This is a genomic window from Streptomyces lichenis (genome assembly GCF_023218175.1).
Classification (GTDB): domain Bacteria; phylum Actinomycetota; class Actinomycetes; order Streptomycetales; family Streptomycetaceae; genus Streptomyces; species Streptomyces lichenis.
This window is the reverse complement of sequence record NZ_JALPTH010000028.1, coordinates 53,610-71,498: the sequence shown is the minus strand read 5'-3', so window position 1 is coordinate 71,498 and position 17,889 is coordinate 53,610. Positions and strand designations below refer to the sequence as shown.

The following is a 17,889-nucleotide window of genomic DNA, read 5'->3' as shown; positions in this document are numbered from 1 at the left end:
TACGCCGGTCAGCGCCAGTCCGCGGGATACGCCGGTCAGCCCCGCTCCCGGGCTGGTCAGCCCCAGTCCTTGGGCGAGCGGCCGCGCTTGGTCTGGGAGCGCTGCTTCTTCTCCCGCAGCCGTCGCTCGTTGATCCCCCGCGGCACCTTGGTGGGCCGGCGCGGCCGGGGCGGCGGCGCGGTCGCCTCGGCGAGCAGCGCGGCCAGCCGTACGGCGGCGGTCTCGCGGTTGCGCCACTGCGAACGGTGCTCCGAGGCGCGTACCGAGACCACCCCGCCCACCAGCCGCCCCTCCAGCCGCCGCAGGGCGCGCTCCTTCCACACCGGCGGCAGCGCCTCGGTGCGCGCCAGGTCGAAGCGCAGCTCCACCTGGGAGTCGCTGGTGTTGACGTGCTGGCCGCCCGGCCCGGAGGAACGAGAGAAGCGCCACTGGAGCTCGGCCTCGGGCAGGCAGACCGAACCGCGGATGACATGGGGACCGGACATGTCCTCCATGGTTCCCGCCGCACCCGCTCCCGTCACCCGTTTTTCCTGCCCGGGGTGACGGGGCGCTGGAACCAGGCGGGGCCGCCGCGCGTTCCTGGCTGTGACGCCCTCAACGGCGCACCCGCAAGACACCGAGGAACCGAGGAAAGGGATCCCATGGCTGTAAGCCTGTCCAAGGGCGGCAACGTCTCGCTGACCAAGGAGGCCCCGGGCCTGACCGCCGTCACCGTGGGCCTCGGCTGGGACGTCCGCACCACCACCGGCACCGACTTCGACCTCGACGCCTCCGCGATCGGCGTGGACGGCTCGGGCCGGGTCGCCTCGGACGCGCACTTCGTCTTCTTCAACAACAAGTCCACGCCGGACCAGACGATCGTGCACACCGGCGACAACCGCACCGGTGAGGGCGGCGGCGACGACGAGCAGATCAACGTCAACCTGGCCGGGCTCCCCGCCAACGTCGACAAGATCGTCTTCCCGGTCTCCATCTACGACGCGGTCAGCCGCTCGCAGAACTTCGGCCAGGTCCGCAACGCCTACATCCGCGTCGTCAACCAGGCCGGCGGCGGCGAGATCGCCCGCTACGACCTGAGCGAGGACGCCGCCACCGAGACCGCGATGGTCTTCGGCGAGCTGTACCGCAACGGCGCCGAGTGGAAGTTCCGCGCGGTGGGCCAGGGTTACGCCTCCGGCCTGGAGGGCATCGCCCGCGACTTCGGCGTCAACATCTGACCCGGATACGTCACGGGGCGCCCGGCGGGCACGGTCACCGGCCGGCCGCCGGGCGCCCCTCCCCGTACAGCCAGGCCTGCCACAGCGCGGACAGGTCCCGCCCGCCGGCCCGCCGCTCGACGAAGGCGGTGAAGTCGGCGGTGGAGGCGTTGCCGTGCCGGTGCGCGGCGGCCCAGTCCCGCAGGACGCCGAAGAAGACCCGGTCGCCCACCGCCCGGCGCACCTGGTGCAGCACCATCGCGCCCCGCTCGTAGACCGGCGCGCCCGAGATGTCCGCGGCGCCCGGCGGGTCGGCCGGCGGGAACGCCCAGTTGCGGTCGTCGGCGTACGCGGTGGCGAACCGCCGTGACACCGGGGTGCCCTCGGTGTCCTCCCCGTACAGCCACTCCGCGTAGGTGGCGAACCCCTCGTTGAGCCACATGTCCCGCCAGGACGCGGGCGACACCGAGTTGCCGTACCACTGGTGGGCCAGCTCATGGACCAGGGTGGCCAGATCCAGGGTGCCGCTGCCGAAGAAGGGGCGGTTCTGGGTCTCCAGCGCGTACCCGGCGTCCACCGACGGATCCACGATCACTCCGCTGGAGGAGAAGGGGTACGGCCCGAAGCGGCGCTCGGCCCAGGCCAGTACCTCGGGGAGACGGTCGGTGGGCCCGTCCGCCGTGCCCCGCACCGCGCTGTGCACGGGCAGGCCGTCCGGGGTGCGGTCCGCGGTGGTCCGGTAGCGGCCGATGGCGAGGGTGGCGAGATAGCTCGCCATGGGCTGGGTGGTCCGCCAGACGTAGGTGGCCTTGCCGGGGGCGGGGGCGGGTACGGCCTCCGGGGCGGCCGGTTCGCCGTTGGAGACGGCCGCCAGGCCCCGCGGCACGGTCACCGCGAGGCGGTAGGTGGCCTTGTCGGAGGGGTGGTGGCTGCCGGGGAACCAGGTGGCCGAGCCGGCCGGCTGCCCGAGCGCCACTGCCCCGTCGGAGGTCCTCAGCCAGCCCTCGCGCGACCCGTCGGCGTCGGTGAGGGTGCGCGGGCGGCCGGTGTAGCGGACGACGGTACGGAAGCCGGCGCCCTCGCGCAGGGCGGTGCCGAGCCGCACGGTCAGCTCGCCGCCGGCGCGGGTGACGGGGGTGCTGCGGCCGTCCACGGTGACGGAGGTGACGGTGAGCCCGGTCAGGTCCAGGTTGAAGGCGCTGAGGTCCTGGGTGGCCCGGGCGGCGATCCGGGCGGTGCCGGTCAGCCGGGCGGTCGCCGGGTCGTAGGCGAGGTCCAGGTCGTAGTGGCGGACGTCGTAGCCGCCGTTGCCCAGCCGGGGGAAGTACGGGTCCCCCACCCCGGCCGCGCCCGGAGTGGCCCGAGCCGCCTCCTCCGCCGGTCCGCCGCCTCGCGCCGCGCCCCCGCAGCCCGTGGCCGCGCCCGCGGTGAGCACCCCGGCGAGCAGCACCGCGGCGGCGCGGGAGGGGGTGCGGCGGATATTTCCGGCGCGGTGGGCGCTTGGGGTACCGGACGGGGCGGCGGGGGTACGGGGGCGGGGGCGCACTCCTCCGATCGTACGAACCCCGCCGGTGATCGCACCCGGGGCCGCCGGTTCGCGGCTGTGGCTCGGCGGTCCGGCCGCTGCTCCGGGGTGTGGGGCGGCCGCCGTGGGCCCGTCGGCCCGGGCCCCGTCCGCTCAGCGGCGCTCAGCGGCCGAGCGCCGCCACGCCCGCCTTCGCGTACTGCTCGTCCTGCGCCCCGCTGGGCGCGCCGGCGACGCCGACCGCGGCGATCGGGCCGCCCTCGGCGGTGACCGGGGCGCCGCCCGCCAGGAACAGGGTGCCGGGGATGTCCTTCAGCTGGGGCGCCGAGGCGAGCCGGCCGGCCAGCTCGGAGGTGGGGGCGTTCCAGGAGACCGCGGTGAACGCCTTGCGCTCGGCCGACTCGTAGGACTGCGGGCCGGCGCCGTCCCCGCGCAGGGTCACGATGGTGTTGCCGTTGCGGTCGACCACGGCGACGGTGACCCGCTGGTGGTCCTTCTCGGCGGCGTCCAGCGCGGCCTGGGCGGCGCGGACGGCGGCGTCCACGGTGAGATGGGTGGTGCGGGTGGTCAGGCCCCGGGGCACGGAGTCGGTCCGGGGCACGGAGTCGGTCGCGGCGGGTGCGGCGGGCGCGGCGGCGCTGGCGGAGAGCGCGCCGAAGGTGCCGGCACCGAGTGCGGCGGCCGCGGCGACGGCCCCGGTCAGCAGCCCGGCCCGGACCCGCCGGGACGGCCGACGGCGGGTGCGGGGGGCGGGGGTGGTGTCCATGAGGCTCTCCTCGTGTCGGGTGGTGCGGGGTGGTGGCTGGTGCCTCTGGATCGATGCTCGGGCCGTCCGGGGCGGGAGCGGGTCAGCCGATCGGTTGATACGGGGCCGAGGGGCCGGGGGGAGGATGAACGGACGGCCGGGACGTAGGAGAGGAGGCGCCGGTGGAGCATCCGGAGCGACTGCGGACGGCCGCCGACCCGGACGGGCGGTGGCTGGCGCGGGTCATGCGGGCCGCGTTCTTCCTGCTGCTCGGCGCCTCGCTGGCCCGCTTCCTGCTGCGCCACCCGTGGGCGGACCGGGGCGGCTGGGTGGTCGCCCTGTCGGCGGTGCTCGCGCTGCTGTACGTGGTCGGGGAGAGCGCCGACCGGTCCGCCGCGCCGTACTCCCGGCCCGGCGCCCGGGACACCCGGCGGCTGGGGTGGCTGGGCGCGGTGGTCGCGGTGTGGGTGGTGCTGGTGGTGCTCGCGCCCAGCTTCGCCTGGTGCGCGGTGCCGCTGCTCTACACCGGGCTGCGCACCCTGCCCACCCGCGCCTCGCTCGCCCTGGTCGCGCTGCTCACCGCGTTTGTGATGGCGGCGCAGCTGCGGCTGGCCGACGGTGCTGGGTTCGATCCGAACCTGCTGGTGGCGCCGCCCGCGGTGGCCGCCGTGGCGACCGCGGTGTTCGTGCACGCCCAGCGGCAGTCGGCCCGCCAGCGCGCGCTCATCGACGACCTGGTGCGCACCCGGCGGGCGCTGGCGGAGACCGAGCGGCGGGCGGGCGCGCTGGCCGAGCGGCAGCGGCTGTCGATGGAGATCCACGACACCCTGGCGCAGGGCCTGTCCAGCCAGCGGATGCTGCTCCAGGCGGCCGAGCGGGTCTGGGACGAGGACCCGGCGACCGCCCGCCGCCATACGCGTACCGCCGCGGCCGGTGCCGAGCACGGGCTCGCCGAGGCCCGCCGCTTCGTCCACGACCTGGCCCCCGCCGACCTGGCGCGCGGCGGCGGTCTGGAGGAGGCGCTGGCAGCGGTGGCCGCCCGGGAGTCGGCGGTGCTGCGGGTGGACGGGGCGCCGGGCGTGGCGGTGCCCGAGCGGGTGCGGGCGGCGCTGGTACGGATCGCCCAGGGCGCCCTGGCCAACGTACGCGAGCACGCGGCGGCAGGATCGGCGGCGGTGACGCTGACCTATCTGGACGACGAGGTGGTGCTGGACGTCAGCGACGACGGCCGGGGCTTCGACCCCGGGGCGGCGGCGGCCGGGCCGGGGGCCGGTGCGGGGCGCGGGCACGGGCTGCCCGCGATGCGCGCCCGGGTCGGGCAGCTCGGCGGCACCCTGACCGTGGAGTCCGCGCCCGGCGAGGGCACCGTGCTGTCCGCCGCGATCCCGCTGCACCACCCGGAGGCGACCGGATGACCGGGCCAGGCCCCGCCCCCGTACGGGTGCTGATCTGCGACGACCACGCGGTGGTGCGCGCCGGGCTGCGCGCCCTGCTGGACAGCGCCGAGGGCATCGCGGTGGCCGGGGAGGCGGCCGGCGGGGAGGAGGCGGTCGCCATGGCGGCCAAGCTGCGGCCGGACGTGGTGCTGATGGACCTCCAGCTGGGCCCGGGCATCGACGGGGTGGCGGCCACCGCCCGGATCACCGCCGCCACGGCCTCGGACACCGCCCCGCCCCGGGTGCTGGTGCTCACCACGTACGACACGGACGCCGACGTCAGCCGGGCGATCGGCGCCGGGGCGACCGGCTATCTGCTGAAGGCGGAGCGCCCCGAGGAGCTGTTCGCCGCGGTGCACGCCGCCGCGCGGGGCCGTACCACCCTGTCCGCCCCGGTCGCCCGCCGCGCCACCACCGCGCCCGCCGCGCCCGCGCTCACCCCGCGCGAACGGGACATCCTGGCCCAGCTGGCCCACGGCCTCGGCAACCGGGAGATCGCCCGCGCCCTGTTCATCAGCGAGGCCACGGTCAAGACCCACCTGGGCCGGATCTACGCCAAGCTCGGCGTGGACACCCGGGCGGGCGCGGTGGCGGTGGCGAAGGAGCGGCGGTTGCTGGGGTGAGCGGCCCGGGCCCCGGGATCAGGGGAACTCGGCGGTGTCGAGGTCGAAGCCGAGCGGCTCGGGGAGGGGGATGGTCTCGCCGAACTTGTAGGTGGCCTTACGGCGGTAGTCGTCATCACCGCCAGTGGGCCCCGAGGGCTCGGTGCAGAGCACGATGTGCCGGGCGTCACGGTCGATGAGCAGATAGACCGGGATGCCGGCCCGGGCGTAGCACCGGGACTTTCTGACCCGGTCGTTGAAGGCGGTGGCGGCCGAGGTGACCTCCCCGACGAGCAGCACCGCGGCAGGGTCCTGGTACAGGTCCTCGTTGCAGAAGCTGCGCCGGTGTGCCACCACGATGTCGGGCTCGGCCCGGCCGGCCGCCGGTTCGGGCTCGCCCGGTACCGGCCCGGCGGGCAGCAGCAGGCCGAGCCTGCGGTAGCAGTTCAGCCCTCGGCGCTGGTCCGCGACCTGGTCGGCGATCCGCGCCAGGATCACCGCGTGGTTGCCGTCCATGAGGGGCCAGAGGTGGATGACCCCCTCCAGCAGTTCCACCCGCCAGCCCTCGGGGGCGACCGCCGTGAAGACCTCGAAGGCCTCTCCGGTGAGGAGGCACGGGACGCGTTCCCGCAGCCGATCGAGCAGCGCCCGGTAGTCCTCGTCCTCGTCGGACTCGTCACCGTCCCAGGCGTACGGCTCCCCCGCCGTACCGACGGCGTGCGCCTCCGCCATCTCCCCCACCTCCGTCACCTCGTCGTTCCCCGACGGCTCACAGCCTCCGCCGGCGATCCGTCCCCCGCCGCCGGATCCGCCCCCATTCGCTCGAACGTGTGAGCAGCGCCCCGCCCCGCCATGGCACCATCGCCTACGTGCTCGACATCGGCTACTCGCTCTCCCGCCGCTTCCCCGACCCGCCGCAGACGGACTACCGGCGGGCGGAGGTGCACGCCCTGCGGCACGACCTGTTCTGCGGGGACGTCTACCTCGCCGACACCAAGGCCGACCGCGAGGTGTCCACCGCCTGGGGATGGGTGCCGGTGCTGGACTTCGCCTGGGCGCTCTGCGACATCGTCGAACGGCTGGACACCGACCCGCTCGGCAACCGCGCCGCCCGCCCGCAGTACGCCGAGCTGGACTTCACCGAGTCCGCCGACCGGATGCTGTTCGAACGCCGCTTCGGCTGGGTGGACGTCGAGGCGGACTGGATGCCGGGCGACGAACCGCCGCTCACCTTCGGCCACGCCGAGCTGCGCCGGGAGGCCCGCGACTTCCTGCACGACCTGCTCGCCGACCTCACCGACATGCACGAGGGCCTGGCCGACAACCCGGCCGTCTGGGACCTCCAGGCCCGCTTCCCCCGGCTGCCGTAGCCCCTGCCGCGGCGCGGGTCCCGGCCTCAGGGGGTCAGGGCGTCAAAGCGAGGCTGCCGGGAGGTCCAGGTCGAGCACGGTGATCCCCGGTAGTGCGGTCAGGTGTTCCGCCGTACCGGGGCGTACAGGAACCAGCCGGCCTGGGCATGGGCGCGGTGGATGAGCCGGGAGGCGAGGACGTTGCCCTGGCCGGCCGCGGCCATCGCGGTGTGCTCCGTCCATGCCTACGTCGCCGGGCTCTCGATCAGCGCGATCCGGTTGCCGTCCGGGTCGTGCACGGCGGCGAACCGCACCCGTCCGGTGCCCGGCTCGACCGGGCCCGCCGTGATGCCCCGGTCCGCCAGCTCCGCGAGCGCCCGGTCCAGGTCGTCCACGACCAGGTTGAACATGCCCGCGCCGGCCTGTTCCGGCGCCCGGTAGACCTGGACCCAGCCGGAGGACGCCACATGCCAGTCGGCGAGGCCGTCCATCGGCGTGGCGTCGGCCGGGCGCCCGAACAGCCGCTCGTACCACTCGGTCGCGGTGGCCATGTCGCGTACGGCCGCGACGGCGAGAACATGGGTGAAGGACATGGGGCGGTTCCCTTCCGGTCATCACCGGTCGTCGGCGTACCGGCTCTCCCAGGATCCCCCGGGATCACCCGCCCCGCACAGGTGTCAGACCCACGGGTGTCAGACCCACCGGTGTCACATCCGGACGACGGCCGGAGTCCTTGTGACCAACGACCGGCACCCACGCCTCAGGGAGCACCCCATGCCGAGCACCCCGCCGTCCGCCGCCGCTCGCCACCCCGCCGTCACCGTGGTCGGGGCCGGGCTGGCCGGGTTGACCGCCGCCATCAGCGCCGCCGAGGCCGGGGCCGCCGTCACCGTGTACGAGGCGCACACCCGGCCCGGCGGCCGGGCCCGTACCGCCGACGGCCCGTACCGCACCAACGAGGGCCCGCACGCCCTCTACCGCGGCGGCGCCGCATGGGCCTGGCTCGCGCCGCGCGGGCTGCTCCGCCCGCTCGCCGCACTGCCGCTGCGCGAGGCCGCCCGCTTCCGGTTCCTCCGGGACGGGCGACTGCGCCGCACTCCGCCGCCCGGTCTGCTCCGGCTGACCCGGGTGCGTGCCGACGCCGCTCCGGTCGACCTCTCCTTCACCGACTGGGCGACCGGGCTGGCCGGTCCCGCCGCCGCCCGGGCCGCGGCGCACTTCGCGGCGGTGGGCACCTTCCACCACGACCCCGGCTCGCTCTCCGCCCGCTTCGTCCAGGAGCGGCTGCGCCGGTCGGCCGCCCTGCCGCCGCAGGCCCACTTCGTACGCGGCGGCTGGGGGCGGCTGGTGGACCGGATGGCCGCCCGCGCCCGGGACCTCGGCGTGGTGATCGAGACCTCCGCCCGGCTGGACGCGCCGCCCTCGGGGGGCGGGCCGGTCATCGTGGCGACCTCGCTCGACGCGGCCCGGACCCTGCTGGGCGACCCCTCGCTGAGCTGGCCCGGGGGCCGCACGGTGCTGCTGGACCTGGCGCTGCGGCAGCGGACCGGCGACCCGTTCGTGGTCTCCGACCTGGACGCGCCGGGCTGGCTGGAGCGGTACACCGCCCAGGACCCGGGGCTGGCCCCGGCCGGGGAGCAGTTGTTCCAGGGGCAGTTCCCGATCGCGCCCGACCAGGCCAAGGCCGACGGGCTGGCCCACGCCGAGCGGGTGCTCGACACCGCCTGCCCCGGCTGGCGCGACCGCGAGCGGCACCGTGCCGTCGCTGTGGCGAGCGGGCGCACCGGCGCGGTGGACCACCCCGGCACCACCTGGCGGGACCGCCCCGCGATCGACCGCGGCGACGGGCTGCTGCTCGCCGGGGACCAGGTCGCGGCGCCGGGCCTGCTGGCCGAGGTGGCCTTCGCCAGCGGCGCGCGAGCCGCCGCACTGGCCCTGCGGGCGCTCCGGCCGGCGCCCGGCCGCGTCTGACCGCCGGCCGGTTCGGTCCGCCAGACCCTTGACCTCAAGCAAACTTGAGGACCGAGGCTCGTCGGCGTACCCACCGAGTTGACGCGTCTGAGGAGCCCGCCATGCACGCCGTACGTCTGCACGCCTTCGGCCCCGCCGAGAACCTCGTATACGAGGAGACCGCCGACCCCGTACCCGCCCCTGGACAGGTGCGGATCGCCGTCGCCGCCGCCGGGGTGCATCTGATCGACACCGTGCTGCGCGAGGGCGAGCAGGGCCCGTTCCCCGCCCCCGTGGAGCTGCCCACCATCCCGGGGCGGGAGGTCGCCGGGACGGTGGACCGGCTCGGCGAGGGCACCGACCCCGGGTGGCTGGGCAAGCGCGTCGTCACCCATCTGGGCATGGTCCCCGGCGGCTACGCCGAGCTGGCCGTCACCGACACCGCGCGGCTGCACGAGATCCCGGACCGGCTGGACGCCGCCGAGGCCGTCGCCATGATCGGCACCGGCCGTACCGCCCTCGGCATCCTCCAGTCCTCGGCCCTCCGACCCGGCGACACCGCCCTGGTCCTGGCGGCCGCCGGCGGCATCGGCACCCTGCTGGTGCAGCACGCCAGGACGGCCGGGGCCACCGTGGTCGGCCTGGCCGGCGGACCCGGGAAGACCGCCCTGGTCCGGGCCAACGGCGCCGACCTGGCGGTGGACTACCTGCGCCCCGACTGGCCCGAGCAGGTCCGGGCGTATCTGGGCGAACGCCGGGTCACCGAGGTGTTCGACGGCCTCGGCGGGGACACCGCACGGGCTGCCGTGGACCTCCTCGGCCCGGGCGGGCGGCACCTGGGGTACGGCTGGGCGGGGAAGGGGCTGCGCGACGGCGAGCCGCTCATCGTCGCCGAGGAGGAGCAGGCCGACCGCGCCATCACCTCCCTCCAGGTGCTCGGCCCGGAGATGATCCGCAAGGCGGGCGGGGACATCCGCAACCTGGAGCTCCGCTCACTCGCCGAGGCCGCCGCCGGCCGGCTGCGCCCCGCCGTCCAGCGCTTCCCGCTCGCCGAGGCGGCCGCCGCCCACCTGGCCCTGGAGACCCGGGCGACCGTCGGCAAGGTGGTCCTCGTCCCCTGAACCGCCCGCCACCCAGGGACTCGCCCTGAGCCGCCCGCCACCCAGGGACTCACCCGGGTGAAAGCCTTCACGCGACCGCCGCAGCGCCGGGTGTGGCGGCGCGGCCCGCCCCGTCCCGCTCCCGCACCATCCATGCCGACCGCGGACCCGGGACCGGAGGGCAGGGACATGACGAGCACAGGCATGGCAGACGGGGGCATGGACGGGCGGCTTCCGAGGGGACGGGTCCGGCGGGGGCGGTACGCGGCCGTCGCCGGGTTGGCAGGAACGTTGCTGCTCTGGCCCGTCGGGTCCTCCCCCGCCACCGCCTCGGGCCTCGTCCCCGCGCCCCCCTCGCCCGGGACGCTGGCCGAGGGTCCCGCCACCCAGTGCGCGCCCGCCGGGACGGTACGGGGGCGGCTCGGGCAGTACGCGGAGGTCACCCTGTGCGTCACCGCCGGCGGCGGCAGCATGACCGTCACGGCCGCCGCCGACTGCCGGACCACCGCGGCCGGTGCCCGTGCGCGGGTGTGCCGTACCGCCGGCGACTGGACCATGCACCGCGAACCCGGCGGCGGCCCGGCCGTCACCCCGATCCCGGTCCCGGCCGGCGAGGCCCCCGCCACCGGCGCCCTCGCCGGCCGCACCGACTACCCGGGCCCCGGCACCTACCGGGTGGAGGCCGACGTACGGATCACCGCGGCCCCTCCGGCGGACGCCCCCGCGGATTCGCACGCCCCCGCCGAGACCCTGCGCGGCCGGGTCGGGGCCGTCTTCACCCTGACCGAGCCGAAGCCGCAGCCGGCCTACCGCACCGAGGTCGCCGGCCCGGACGGACGGGCCGCCGCCCTCGCACCGGGGACGGCGACCCTCCTCACGTACACCGTGACCGCCACCGGCGAGCACGGTGACGGCAGCGCGCGGCTGGGCCTGATCGGCGAGGCCGGCAGCGGGATGGAGGTCACCTCCGCCGACGCCCGCTGCGTCAACCCGCTGCCCGGGCGCTACCCGTCCACCACGCGCACCCGGCACGCCCTGGACTGCACCCTCACCGACATCCAGCCGGGGCGCCCGGCCACCGTCACGGTGCGGGCGACCGTGCGGGACGTCTGCTCCACGCTGGTGGCCAAGCTCGGGCACTGGACGCCGAGGGGCCAGAGCCCCACCGGCGGCATGCTCGACGGCCCGACCGTCCCCTGCGAGCCGTCCGGGGACTGACCGCCCGCCCCCGGCCGCCCGCCGGTGGCTACCCGTCCGCCGCGGCCAGCTTCACCAGCGCCCCGTCCGACACCCGGTTCACCGTCCACTCCGACATCGGCTCGGCGCCGATCGAGCGGTAGAACTCGATGGCCGGGGCGTTCCAGTCCAGTACGGACCACTCCAGCCGCCCGTAGCCGCGCTCCACGCAGATCCGCGCCAGCTCCCGCAGCAGCGCCCGGCCGTGCCCGCCGCGCCGGGCCTCCGGCCGGACGTACAGGTCCTCCAGATAGATCCCGTGCGTCCCACGCCAGGTGGAGAAGTTGCGGAACCACAGGGCGAAGCCGACCGGCTCCCCGCCCCCGTCCTCCGCGATATGGGCGAAGGCGGCCGGGTGCTCCCCGAACAGCGCCTCGCGCAACTGCTCCTCGGTGGCCAGCACCTCGTGCGAGGCCCGCTCATAGGCGGCCAGTTCATGGACCAGGGCGAGGATGACGGGGACGTCTTCGGGTACGGCGGTACGAATCATGGCCCGCAGCCTGCCGAACCTCCCCGCCCCACCGCCACCGACTTCCACCTTGTGGACGGCCCGTCCCGCACATGCGCCTTTCTCACTCCAGCAACATCCGCCCCACCTCCCTCACCTCCCCCTCCAGCACCGCCTCCCCGCTCTCCCCCACCTGCATCTCCACCCGCCACAGGGCGTCCTGGAGCACCCGGGCCAGGGTCCAGGCGCGGGCCCGCTCCCGGTCGAGGTCCAGCACCTCGGTCAACAGGTCGAACCGCCACCGCACCTCACCGGGCTCGAACCGGTTCCACAGCGCGGGCAGCAGCTCGAAGCCGGGGTCCCCGGCGAGCGGCTTGGGGTCGATGGCCAGCCAGGGTTCGCGGTCGGCCGCCAGCACATTGCCGTAGTGCAGGTCCCAGTGGAGCAGCCGGTCCCCGGGCTCGCCGGCCACCTCGGCCAGCGCCGCCGCGCATCCCCGTACCAGCCGCCGGTCCTCCGGCCGCCCCAGCACGGTCAGGGCGGGGGGCGCCCGGTCCAGCAGCCGCCGGACGATGGCGTCCAGCCGCCGCAGTCCGTCCGGCGCCCGCACGGCCGACAGCCGCGCCGCCAGCCCCGCCGGCACCCGCACCGCCGACCGGCTGTCCGGGACCGCCGACAGGGGCCGGTGCTCGTCCAGCCGCTCCAGCAGCAGGGTGCCGGTCCCCGGGTCGTCGCGGAGCAGCCGTACCGCGCCCGCACCCCGCCAGGCCCGCAGCGCGTCCGCCTCGCCCGCGCTCTCCTCGTCCGGCGACGTGAGCTTCAGCGCGGCCCGGGTGCCGTCCGCCACCGCCTCCACCGGCAGCACCAGCGACCCGATCCCGTACATCGCGGGCCCGGTGCGCCGCAGCCTCCACCCGGTCAGGAACAGCTCGGCCCGCTCCGGCAGCGCGGCGAGGAAGGCCCGCCCCCGCTCCCCGCCCCATCGCAGCTGCGCCCTGACCAGCCCCTCGGGGATCTCGACCACCGGACCCCACCTCCGTCTCCTGCTCGGGCCACCATGAAGTAACGTCCCGCCTCACGCCCCCCGTCGAGGATCGCGAGTCCCCCATATGAACAAGGCCCTGATATGAACACCGTCAACGGCGGCATATCGTTCTGGTACGCACAGCAGGGCGCGCCCGTGCCCCGGGAGCCGCTGCCCGGCGACGCCACGGCCGACGTCTGCATCGTCGGCGGCGGGTACACCGGACTGTGGACCGCGTACTACCTGAAGAAGGCCGTGCCCTTCCTCAACATCACCGTCCTGGAGGCGGCGTTCTGCGGGTACGGGGCCTCCGGCCGCAACGGCGGCTGGCTCTACAACGGCATCGCCGGCCGCGACCGCTACGCCAGGGCGCACGGGCATGAGGCGGCGCAGCGGCTCCAGCGGGCGATGAACGACACCGTCGGCGAGGTGATCACGGTCGCCGCCGAGGAGGGCATCGACGCCGACATCCACCAGGGCGGCGTCCTCGAAGTGGCGTACACCCCGGCCCAGCTCGCCCGGCTGCGCGACTTCCACTCCGTGGAGCTGGCCTTCGGCGAGACCGACCGGCTGCTGTTCGGGGCTCGGGAGACCGCCGAGCGGATCCGGGTGGCGGGCGCCGTCGGGTCGAGCTGGACGCCGCACGGGGCGCGTATCCACCCGGTGAAGCTGGTGCAGGGGCTGTCGGCCGCCGTGGAGGCCCTCGGCGTCACCATCCACGAGTCGACCCCGGTCACCGAGATCAAGCCCAAGCACGCCGTCACCCCCTACGGCACGGTCCGCGCCCCCTACGTACTGCGCTGCACCGAGGGGTTCACGCCCACCCTCAAGGGGCTCAAGCGGACCTGGCTCCCGATGAACTCCTCCATGATCGTCACCGAGCCGCTGCCCGCCGAGGTGTGGGACGCGATCGGCTGGAACGGCCGGGAGACCCTCGGCGACATGGCGCACGCCTATATGTACGCCCAGCGCACCGCCGACGACCGGATCGCGATCGGCGGCCGGGGTGTGCCGTACCGCTACGGCTCGCGCACCGACAACGACGGCCGTACGCAGCCGGCGACCGTGCTCGCCCTGCGCGAGATCCTGATCCGCCTCTTCCCCCGCCTGGCGGGCGCCGCCGTCGAGCACGCGTGGTCAGGCGTCCTCGGCGTGCCCCGCGACTGGTGCGCCACGGTCACCCTGGACCGCTCGACCGGGCTGGGCTGGGCGGGTGGCTACGTCGGCTCCGGTGTCGCCACCGCCAACCTCGCCGCCCGCACCCTGCGCGACCTCATCCAGCAGGACTCCGGCCAGGCCGGCCCCACCGAGCTGACCACCCTGCCCTGGGTCGACCACCAGGTGCGCACCTGGGAGCCGGAGCCGCTGCGCTGGCTCGGGGTGCACACCCTGTACGCCGCCTACCGGGCCGCCGACCGCCGCGAGTCCGCCGCCCGCTCCACGGCCACCGACCGCATCGCCACCCTCGCCGACCGCATCTCGGGCCGGTGAGCCGCACCATGCCGGAGTCCGTCAACGGGCACACGGAGGCTCACGCCACCTCGATCCCGAAGTCCCCCACCAGCTCCGCCAGCCCGCCCCGGTAGCCGCGCCCGCCCAGGACGAAGGACCAGTCCCCGCCCCGGCGGCGGAACGACCCGAGCACCAGGGCCGTCTCGCCGGGGCGCCCGTCCGACACCGCCAGCCGCTCCAGCTCCTCCCCGCCCGCGTCCCGCAGCAGGATCGCCGCCTCGGCGAACCCGCCCAGGTCGGCGCCCGGGTCCGCCTCCAGGTCCACGGCCGCCGCCAGCACCAGCCGGTCGGCGCCGGCCGGCAGGGCGTCGAACTCCACCCGTACCGCCGCCCGGTCACCGCCCCGCGCACTCCCCCGGTCGGCCCGCCGGGGCAGCATCCGCACCGCCCCCTCCGGGGTGGCCGGGTTGTTGTAGAAGACGAAGTGCTCCTCGCTCAGCGCCCGGGAGCCGGCGCAGACCAGCGCGCACACATCCACCGCCACCGCCCCGGTCCACGCCATCCCCAGCACATTGAAGTCCCCGTCCCTGTCCCCGCCCCTGTCTCCGTTCCCGTCCCCGGAGGCCTCCTGCGGCCGGGCCGGCTCCGGAGTGCCAGTCCCCAACCGCCCCCGCAGCCCGTGCCGGTGCAGCAGGTCCACCAGCTCCGCGCCCGAGACCAGGGTGAGCGGCTTGCCCTCGGCGAAGGCGTACGAACCGGGGCCGAAGCCGGAGGTTGTCACCAGCACGCCCTTGTTGGCGCCCGCCCCCTGCACGGTGCCGTACAGGTCCCGTACCGCGCTGGGCGGGACGGTGTTCCGGTACCGCTTGACCTGCACCAGGATCGAGCCGCCGCTCAGCGGGTCGGGGTCGACCGCCTCCACGTCCACCCCGCCGTCGTTGGACCGCCGGGTGGTCACCGCCTGGAGGCCGCGCGCCCGGAACAGCTCGGCCACCAGGTGCTCGAACTCCACCGGGTCCATCGCCAGCAGGTCCGGTTCCTCGCCGCCGCCGTGCGAGACGACCCCGGTGCCGACCTGGCCCGGGGTGCGCACCGCCCGTACCGGGGTCCGCGCGTCCGGCTTGGCCGACAGCCGCCCGCCCAGGGCACCGGTCAGGCACTCCACCGCGCTGACCAGCTCCATCCGTATCCCGGCGAAGGCCGCCCGCTCCACCGCCGCCGTCGCCAGCACCACCCGCGCCGGGCGCCCGGTCGCCGGATCGGGCCCGTCGGTGAAGCCGCTCAGCACCACCGAGTCGAGCACCCCCGCCTCGTCGGCGGCGAACAGCTCCCGCAGTGCCAGCAGCACACTCTGCGCCAGCACGTCCCGGTACAGCGCCCGGCGCTGGGTGACCGGCCGGGGCACCTCCTTGTGCTGGTCCGCGTTGATCAGATAGCGCACCATCCGGTGCTCGGGCACCACCTCGAAGCCGGGCAGCTCCCACTCCACCACCAGCTGCCGGGCGCCCCGGTCGTACGCGGCCGTCAGCCGGCGCGGGAACCCCTCCGGCCAGCACTCCGACGCGTACAGCGCCGCCGAGAAGTACTCGACCACGGTGTCCGGCTCGCCCGCCCGCAGGGCCCGGTCCATCTCCGCGATGGAGGCGTTGTGCTCCCGTATCTCCGCCAGCCGGCCCGCCGCCCAGCTGTCGTACTGGGCCCGGTACGAGGCGAGTTGGCGGCGCCGCTGCTCCTCGGCCGCACTGGCCGCCGCCCAGTCCCGCTCGAAGCGCGCCCGCGCCTCGGTCTGCTGGTGCGGCCAGCGCCCCGCGCCCGCCAGATACGCCCCGAGGTCCGGCTCCGGCACCGGCCGGGCCAGCGCCCCGGGCGCGAACGGCTCCACCGCCTCCGGCCGCCGCAGCGCCGCCACCCCGAACGCCCTCCCGGCGCACCCGGCGGCCAGCAAGCCCTCCAGCTCCCGTACCCGGTCCTCCAACTCCCCGGTCGCCCGCAGCGCTTCCGCCTCCCGCTGCCTGCGGTACGCGTCCCGCTGCTCCCGCTGCATCCGGTTCACATCCCGCTCGTACGCCCGCTGCCGCCGCTCGGCCTCCCGGTACAGCCGCGCGGTCTCCCGCTGCTCGGCCTCCCGCTGGCGCTGCGTCTGCCGCTGCGCCTCCGCCCAGGTCGCGATCAGCCCACTGGCACGACGCCCCATCGACGCACCCCTCCCCTGCTCCCGCCGTACTCCCCGCGCACTACCGCCCGTTGAAGTATCAAGTGTCCCGGACGATCCACCCCCGAGGGAGACTTCCGGCCGAAACTCCCCGTCATCCTGCGTCTTGCTGCGTCTTGCTGCGCGAACGCGACCGCTCCGACGGGCTGCCTTCGGGTCGCCCCTGAGCGATCATGACCCCATGACCGACCGAGCGGCCCCCGACCCCGAACCCGAACCCGGCCCTGACCCCGCCCCCTCCCCGACCTCCTCCCCCTCCCCTTCCCCCTCTCCCGACCCCGAGTTGGGCGAGCGGGTACGGCGGCTGCGGCGGGAGCGCGGCCTCACCCAGCGGCAGGTGGCCGAGCCCAACTACACGGCCGGCTACATCTCCACCCTGGAAGCGGGAAAGGTCCGCCCCTCCGAGGCGGCGCTGCGGCATATCGCCGCCAAGCTCGGTGTCGGCCTGGACGAACTGGCCACCGGGCGCTCCGCCCGGCTGGTCGGCGAGGTGCGGCTGCGCGCCACCGACGCCCGCCGGGAACTGGCCACCGGGGACGCCCACCAGGCGCGGGCGCTCTTCGAGGCGGTCCGCGCCGACGCCGTACGGCTGGACCTGCCCGACGAGGAGGCGGCGGCCCTGCTGGGACTCGGCGACTGCGCCCTGGAGACCGGCGACCTCCAGCGTGCCATCGAGCTCTTCCGCTCCTGCGAGGAGGTCCTCGCCGAGGCGCCGCTGCACCACCGGGTGCCGGCCCTGCGCGGCCGGGCCACCGCCCACCTCCTGGCGGGCGACCTGCGGTACGCCTGCTATCTGCTGGAGACAGCCATCGACCGGCTGAACGCCTCCGGTCTGCCCGACCCCGAGGCGCTGGTCCTGCTCTACACGGCGGTGATCGCCCCGTACATGGACATGGGCGCGCACACCCGGGCCGCCCAGGCCGCGAACCTCGCGCTCTCCCTGGTGCCCCGGATCGAGGACCCGGCGCTGGTGGCCCGGATGCACCGGGGGGTGGCCCGCACCCTGATCGCCGAGGGCCGCACCGAGGAGGCCGCCGACCACCTGGTCCGGGCCCAGGAGATGTACCGCCGGCTCCAGATCCGCACCGAGCTGGCCCACTGCCACTGGATGCGCGGCTATGTCCACGCCCAGGTCGGCGAACTGGACCGTGCGGAGACGGAGTTGCGCACCGCGCACACCATCCTGGTCGAGCGCCGCGCCGAGCTGTTCGCCACCCAGGTGGGCGTGGAGCTCGGCGATGTGCTGCGCCGCCGGGGCCGGGCCGAGGAGGCCGCCGAACTGCTCACCGGGCTGCTGGAGCGGCTCGGCCCCGAGCACGGCGCCGTCCACGCGGGCGGCGCGCACCGGCTGCTCGGGCTGCTGGCCGAGGACCGGGGCGACGACACCGGCGCCGAACGGTCCTACCGGCACGCCCTGGACCTGCTGCGCCCGGCCGGGGCCGCCGGCGACATGGCCGACCTCTGCCGGCTGCTGGGCGATCTGCTGCACCGCACCGGCCGTACGGAGGAGGCGATCACCGTCTACCGCAGCGGCCTCACCCGCTACGCCGCCACCGGCGCCACCACCCTGGGCCCCGCCCCGCAGGAACCCCCGGTCTGAGCCGACCCGGGTGC

At 75.8% G+C, this 17,889-nt stretch carries 17 protein-coding genes; 9 read left to right on the top strand and 8 right to left on the bottom strand.

Translation table 11 applies throughout. The annotated features are described in order from the left end of the window. Positions 1-56: 56 nt before the first annotated feature. Entirely contained in the window at positions 57-494 is a 438-nt protein-coding gene (gene arfB / locus M1O15_RS24955) for an alternative ribosome rescue aminoacyl-tRNA hydrolase ArfB (RefSeq protein WP_248636400.1), read from the bottom strand. A gap of 147 nt (positions 495-641) precedes the next feature. On the opposite strand from arfB, the gene M1O15_RS24950 reads away from it, so the two are divergent. Beyond that, on the top strand, positions 642-1,217 hold the full coding sequence (locus M1O15_RS24950) for a TerD family protein (protein ID WP_248636399.1): 576 nt from the start codon (positions 642-644) through the stop codon (positions 1,215-1,217). 34 nt (positions 1,218-1,251) lie between these two features. Here the strand turns inward: M1O15_RS24950 and M1O15_RS24945 are convergent, their stop codons facing one another. Both M1O15_RS24945 and M1O15_RS24940 read right to left on the bottom strand, forming a co-directional pair. Continuing rightward, positions 1,252-2,676, bottom strand: a complete 1,425-nt coding sequence (locus M1O15_RS24945; protein WP_248636430.1) for a M1 family metallopeptidase — start codon at positions 2,674-2,676, stop codon at positions 1,252-1,254. Positions 2,677-2,884: 208 nt separating this feature from the next. Next, positions 2,885-3,487, bottom strand: coding sequence for a GlcG/HbpS family heme-binding protein (locus tag M1O15_RS24940; protein WP_248636398.1), 603 nt, complete (start codon positions 3,485-3,487; stop codon positions 2,885-2,887). A 161-nt stretch (positions 3,488-3,648) separates the two neighbouring features. Between M1O15_RS24940 and M1O15_RS24935 the strand changes: the two genes are divergently transcribed. Together M1O15_RS24935 and M1O15_RS24930 are read left to right on the top strand one after the other, a co-directional pair. Continuing rightward, entirely contained in the window at positions 3,649-4,881 is a 1,233-nt protein-coding gene (locus M1O15_RS24935) for a sensor histidine kinase (protein ID WP_372499574.1), read from the top strand. Continuing rightward, positions 4,878-5,525, top strand: coding sequence for a response regulator (locus tag M1O15_RS24930; protein WP_248636397.1), 648 nt, complete (start codon positions 4,878-4,880; stop codon positions 5,523-5,525). The genes M1O15_RS24935 and M1O15_RS24930 overlap by 4 nt, the downstream gene beginning before the upstream one ends. 18 nt (positions 5,526-5,543) lie before the next feature. Here M1O15_RS24930 and M1O15_RS24925 read toward each other — a convergent pair whose 3' ends face one another. Beyond that, positions 5,544-6,236: a Uma2 family endonuclease gene (locus tag M1O15_RS24925; protein ID WP_248636396.1), complete on the bottom strand. Its 693-nt coding sequence runs from the start codon at positions 6,234-6,236 to the stop codon at positions 5,544-5,546. 137 nt (positions 6,237-6,373) lie between these two features. Here M1O15_RS24925 and M1O15_RS24920 point away from each other — a divergent pair, with 137 nt between their 5' ends. Beyond that, positions 6,374-6,874: a hypothetical protein gene (locus tag M1O15_RS24920; RefSeq protein ID WP_248636428.1), complete on the top strand. Its 501-nt coding sequence runs from the start codon at positions 6,374-6,376 to the stop codon at positions 6,872-6,874. A gap of 224 nt (positions 6,875-7,098) precedes the next feature. Here the strand turns inward: M1O15_RS24920 and M1O15_RS24915 are convergent, their stop codons facing one another. After that, positions 7,099-7,446 (bottom strand): VOC family protein, encoded by a 348-nt coding sequence (locus M1O15_RS24915; protein ID WP_248636395.1) that lies wholly within the window; start codon positions 7,444-7,446, stop codon positions 7,099-7,101. 181 nt (positions 7,447-7,627) lie between these two features. On the opposite strand from M1O15_RS24915, the gene M1O15_RS24910 reads away from it, so the two are divergent. From M1O15_RS24910 to M1O15_RS24900, 3 genes are all read left to right on the top strand, one after another. Then, positions 7,628-8,824, top strand: a complete 1,197-nt coding sequence (locus M1O15_RS24910; RefSeq protein ID WP_248636394.1) for an NAD(P)-binding protein — start codon at positions 7,628-7,630, stop codon at positions 8,822-8,824. Between the two features lie 101 nt (positions 8,825-8,925). After that, positions 8,926-9,924, top strand: a complete 999-nt coding sequence (locus M1O15_RS24905; RefSeq protein ID WP_248636393.1) for a zinc-binding dehydrogenase — start codon at positions 8,926-8,928, stop codon at positions 9,922-9,924. A gap of 183 nt (positions 9,925-10,107) precedes the next feature. Then, the gene (locus tag M1O15_RS24900; protein WP_248636392.1) at positions 10,108-11,121 is read left to right on the top strand and encodes a hypothetical protein; all 1,014 of its coding nucleotides are present in this window, start codon (positions 10,108-10,110) and stop codon (positions 11,119-11,121) included. Positions 11,122-11,149: 28 nt separating this feature from the next. Here M1O15_RS24900 and M1O15_RS24895 read toward each other — a convergent pair whose 3' ends face one another. After that, entirely contained in the window at positions 11,150-11,629 is a 480-nt protein-coding gene (locus M1O15_RS24895; RefSeq protein WP_248636391.1) for a GNAT family N-acetyltransferase, read from the bottom strand. Between the two features lie 82 nt (positions 11,630-11,711). Next, the gene (locus M1O15_RS24890) at positions 11,712-12,611 is read right to left on the bottom strand and encodes an aminoglycoside phosphotransferase family protein (protein ID WP_248636390.1); all 900 of its coding nucleotides are present in this window, start codon (positions 12,609-12,611) and stop codon (positions 11,712-11,714) included. 102 nt (positions 12,612-12,713) lie between these two features. Between M1O15_RS24890 and M1O15_RS24885 the strand changes: the two genes are divergently transcribed. Next, complete coding sequence (locus tag M1O15_RS24885) at positions 12,714-14,102, top strand: NAD(P)/FAD-dependent oxidoreductase (protein WP_248636389.1); 1,389 nt, start codon at positions 12,714-12,716, stop codon at positions 14,100-14,102. Positions 14,103-14,142: 40 nt separating this feature from the next. On the opposite strand, the gene M1O15_RS24880 is transcribed toward M1O15_RS24885, so the two are convergent. Then, positions 14,143-16,257, bottom strand: coding sequence for a restriction endonuclease (locus M1O15_RS24880; protein ID WP_248636388.1), 2,115 nt, complete (start codon positions 16,255-16,257; stop codon positions 14,143-14,145). A gap of 199 nt (positions 16,258-16,456) precedes the next feature. Between M1O15_RS24880 and M1O15_RS24875 the strand changes: the two genes are divergently transcribed. Next, positions 16,457-17,875, top strand: a complete 1,419-nt coding sequence (locus M1O15_RS24875) for a helix-turn-helix domain-containing protein (protein ID WP_248636387.1) — start codon at positions 16,457-16,459, stop codon at positions 17,873-17,875. The last annotated feature ends 14 nt before the right edge of the window (positions 17,876-17,889 follow it).

Excerpts from the sequence above, each read along its gene's own strand:
- M1O15_RS24905 (WP_248636393.1), top strand. The coding sequence starts at position 8,926 with ATGCACGCCGTACGTCTGCACGCCTTCGGCCCCGCCGAGAACCTCGTA.
- M1O15_RS24910 (WP_248636394.1), top strand. The coding sequence starts at position 7,628 with ATGCCGAGCACCCCGCCGTCCGCCGCCGCTCGCCACCCCGCCGTCACC.
- M1O15_RS24925 (WP_248636396.1), bottom strand. The coding sequence starts at position 6,236 with ATGGCGGAGGCGCACGCCGTCGGTACGGCGGGGGAGCCGTACGCCTGG.
- M1O15_RS24950 (WP_248636399.1), top strand. The coding sequence starts at position 642 with ATGGCTGTAAGCCTGTCCAAGGGCGGCAACGTCTCGCTGACCAAGGAG.
- M1O15_RS24915 (WP_248636395.1), bottom strand. The coding sequence starts at position 7,446 with ATGTCCTTCACCCATGTTCTCGCCGTCGCGGCCGTACGCGACATGGCC.
- M1O15_RS24895 (WP_248636391.1), bottom strand. The coding sequence starts at position 11,629 with ATGATTCGTACCGCCGTACCCGAAGACGTCCCCGTCATCCTCGCCCTG.
- arfB (WP_248636400.1), bottom strand. The coding sequence starts at position 494 with ATGGAGGACATGTCCGGTCCCCATGTCATCCGCGGTTCGGTCTGCCTG.
- M1O15_RS24880 (WP_248636388.1), bottom strand. The coding sequence starts at position 16,257 with ATGGGGCGTCGTGCCAGTGGGCTGATCGCGACCTGGGCGGAGGCGCAG.
- M1O15_RS24885 (WP_248636389.1), top strand. The coding sequence starts at position 12,714 with ATGAACACCGTCAACGGCGGCATATCGTTCTGGTACGCACAGCAGGGC.
- M1O15_RS24940 (WP_248636398.1), bottom strand. The coding sequence starts at position 3,487 with ATGGACACCACCCCCGCCCCCCGCACCCGCCGTCGGCCGTCCCGGCGG.
- M1O15_RS24930 (WP_248636397.1), top strand. The coding sequence starts at position 4,878 with ATGACCGGGCCAGGCCCCGCCCCCGTACGGGTGCTGATCTGCGACGAC.
- M1O15_RS24875 (WP_248636387.1), top strand. The coding sequence starts at position 16,457 with ATGACCGACCGAGCGGCCCCCGACCCCGAACCCGAACCCGGCCCTGAC.
- M1O15_RS24900 (WP_248636392.1), top strand. The coding sequence starts at position 10,108 with ATGGCAGACGGGGGCATGGACGGGCGGCTTCCGAGGGGACGGGTCCGG.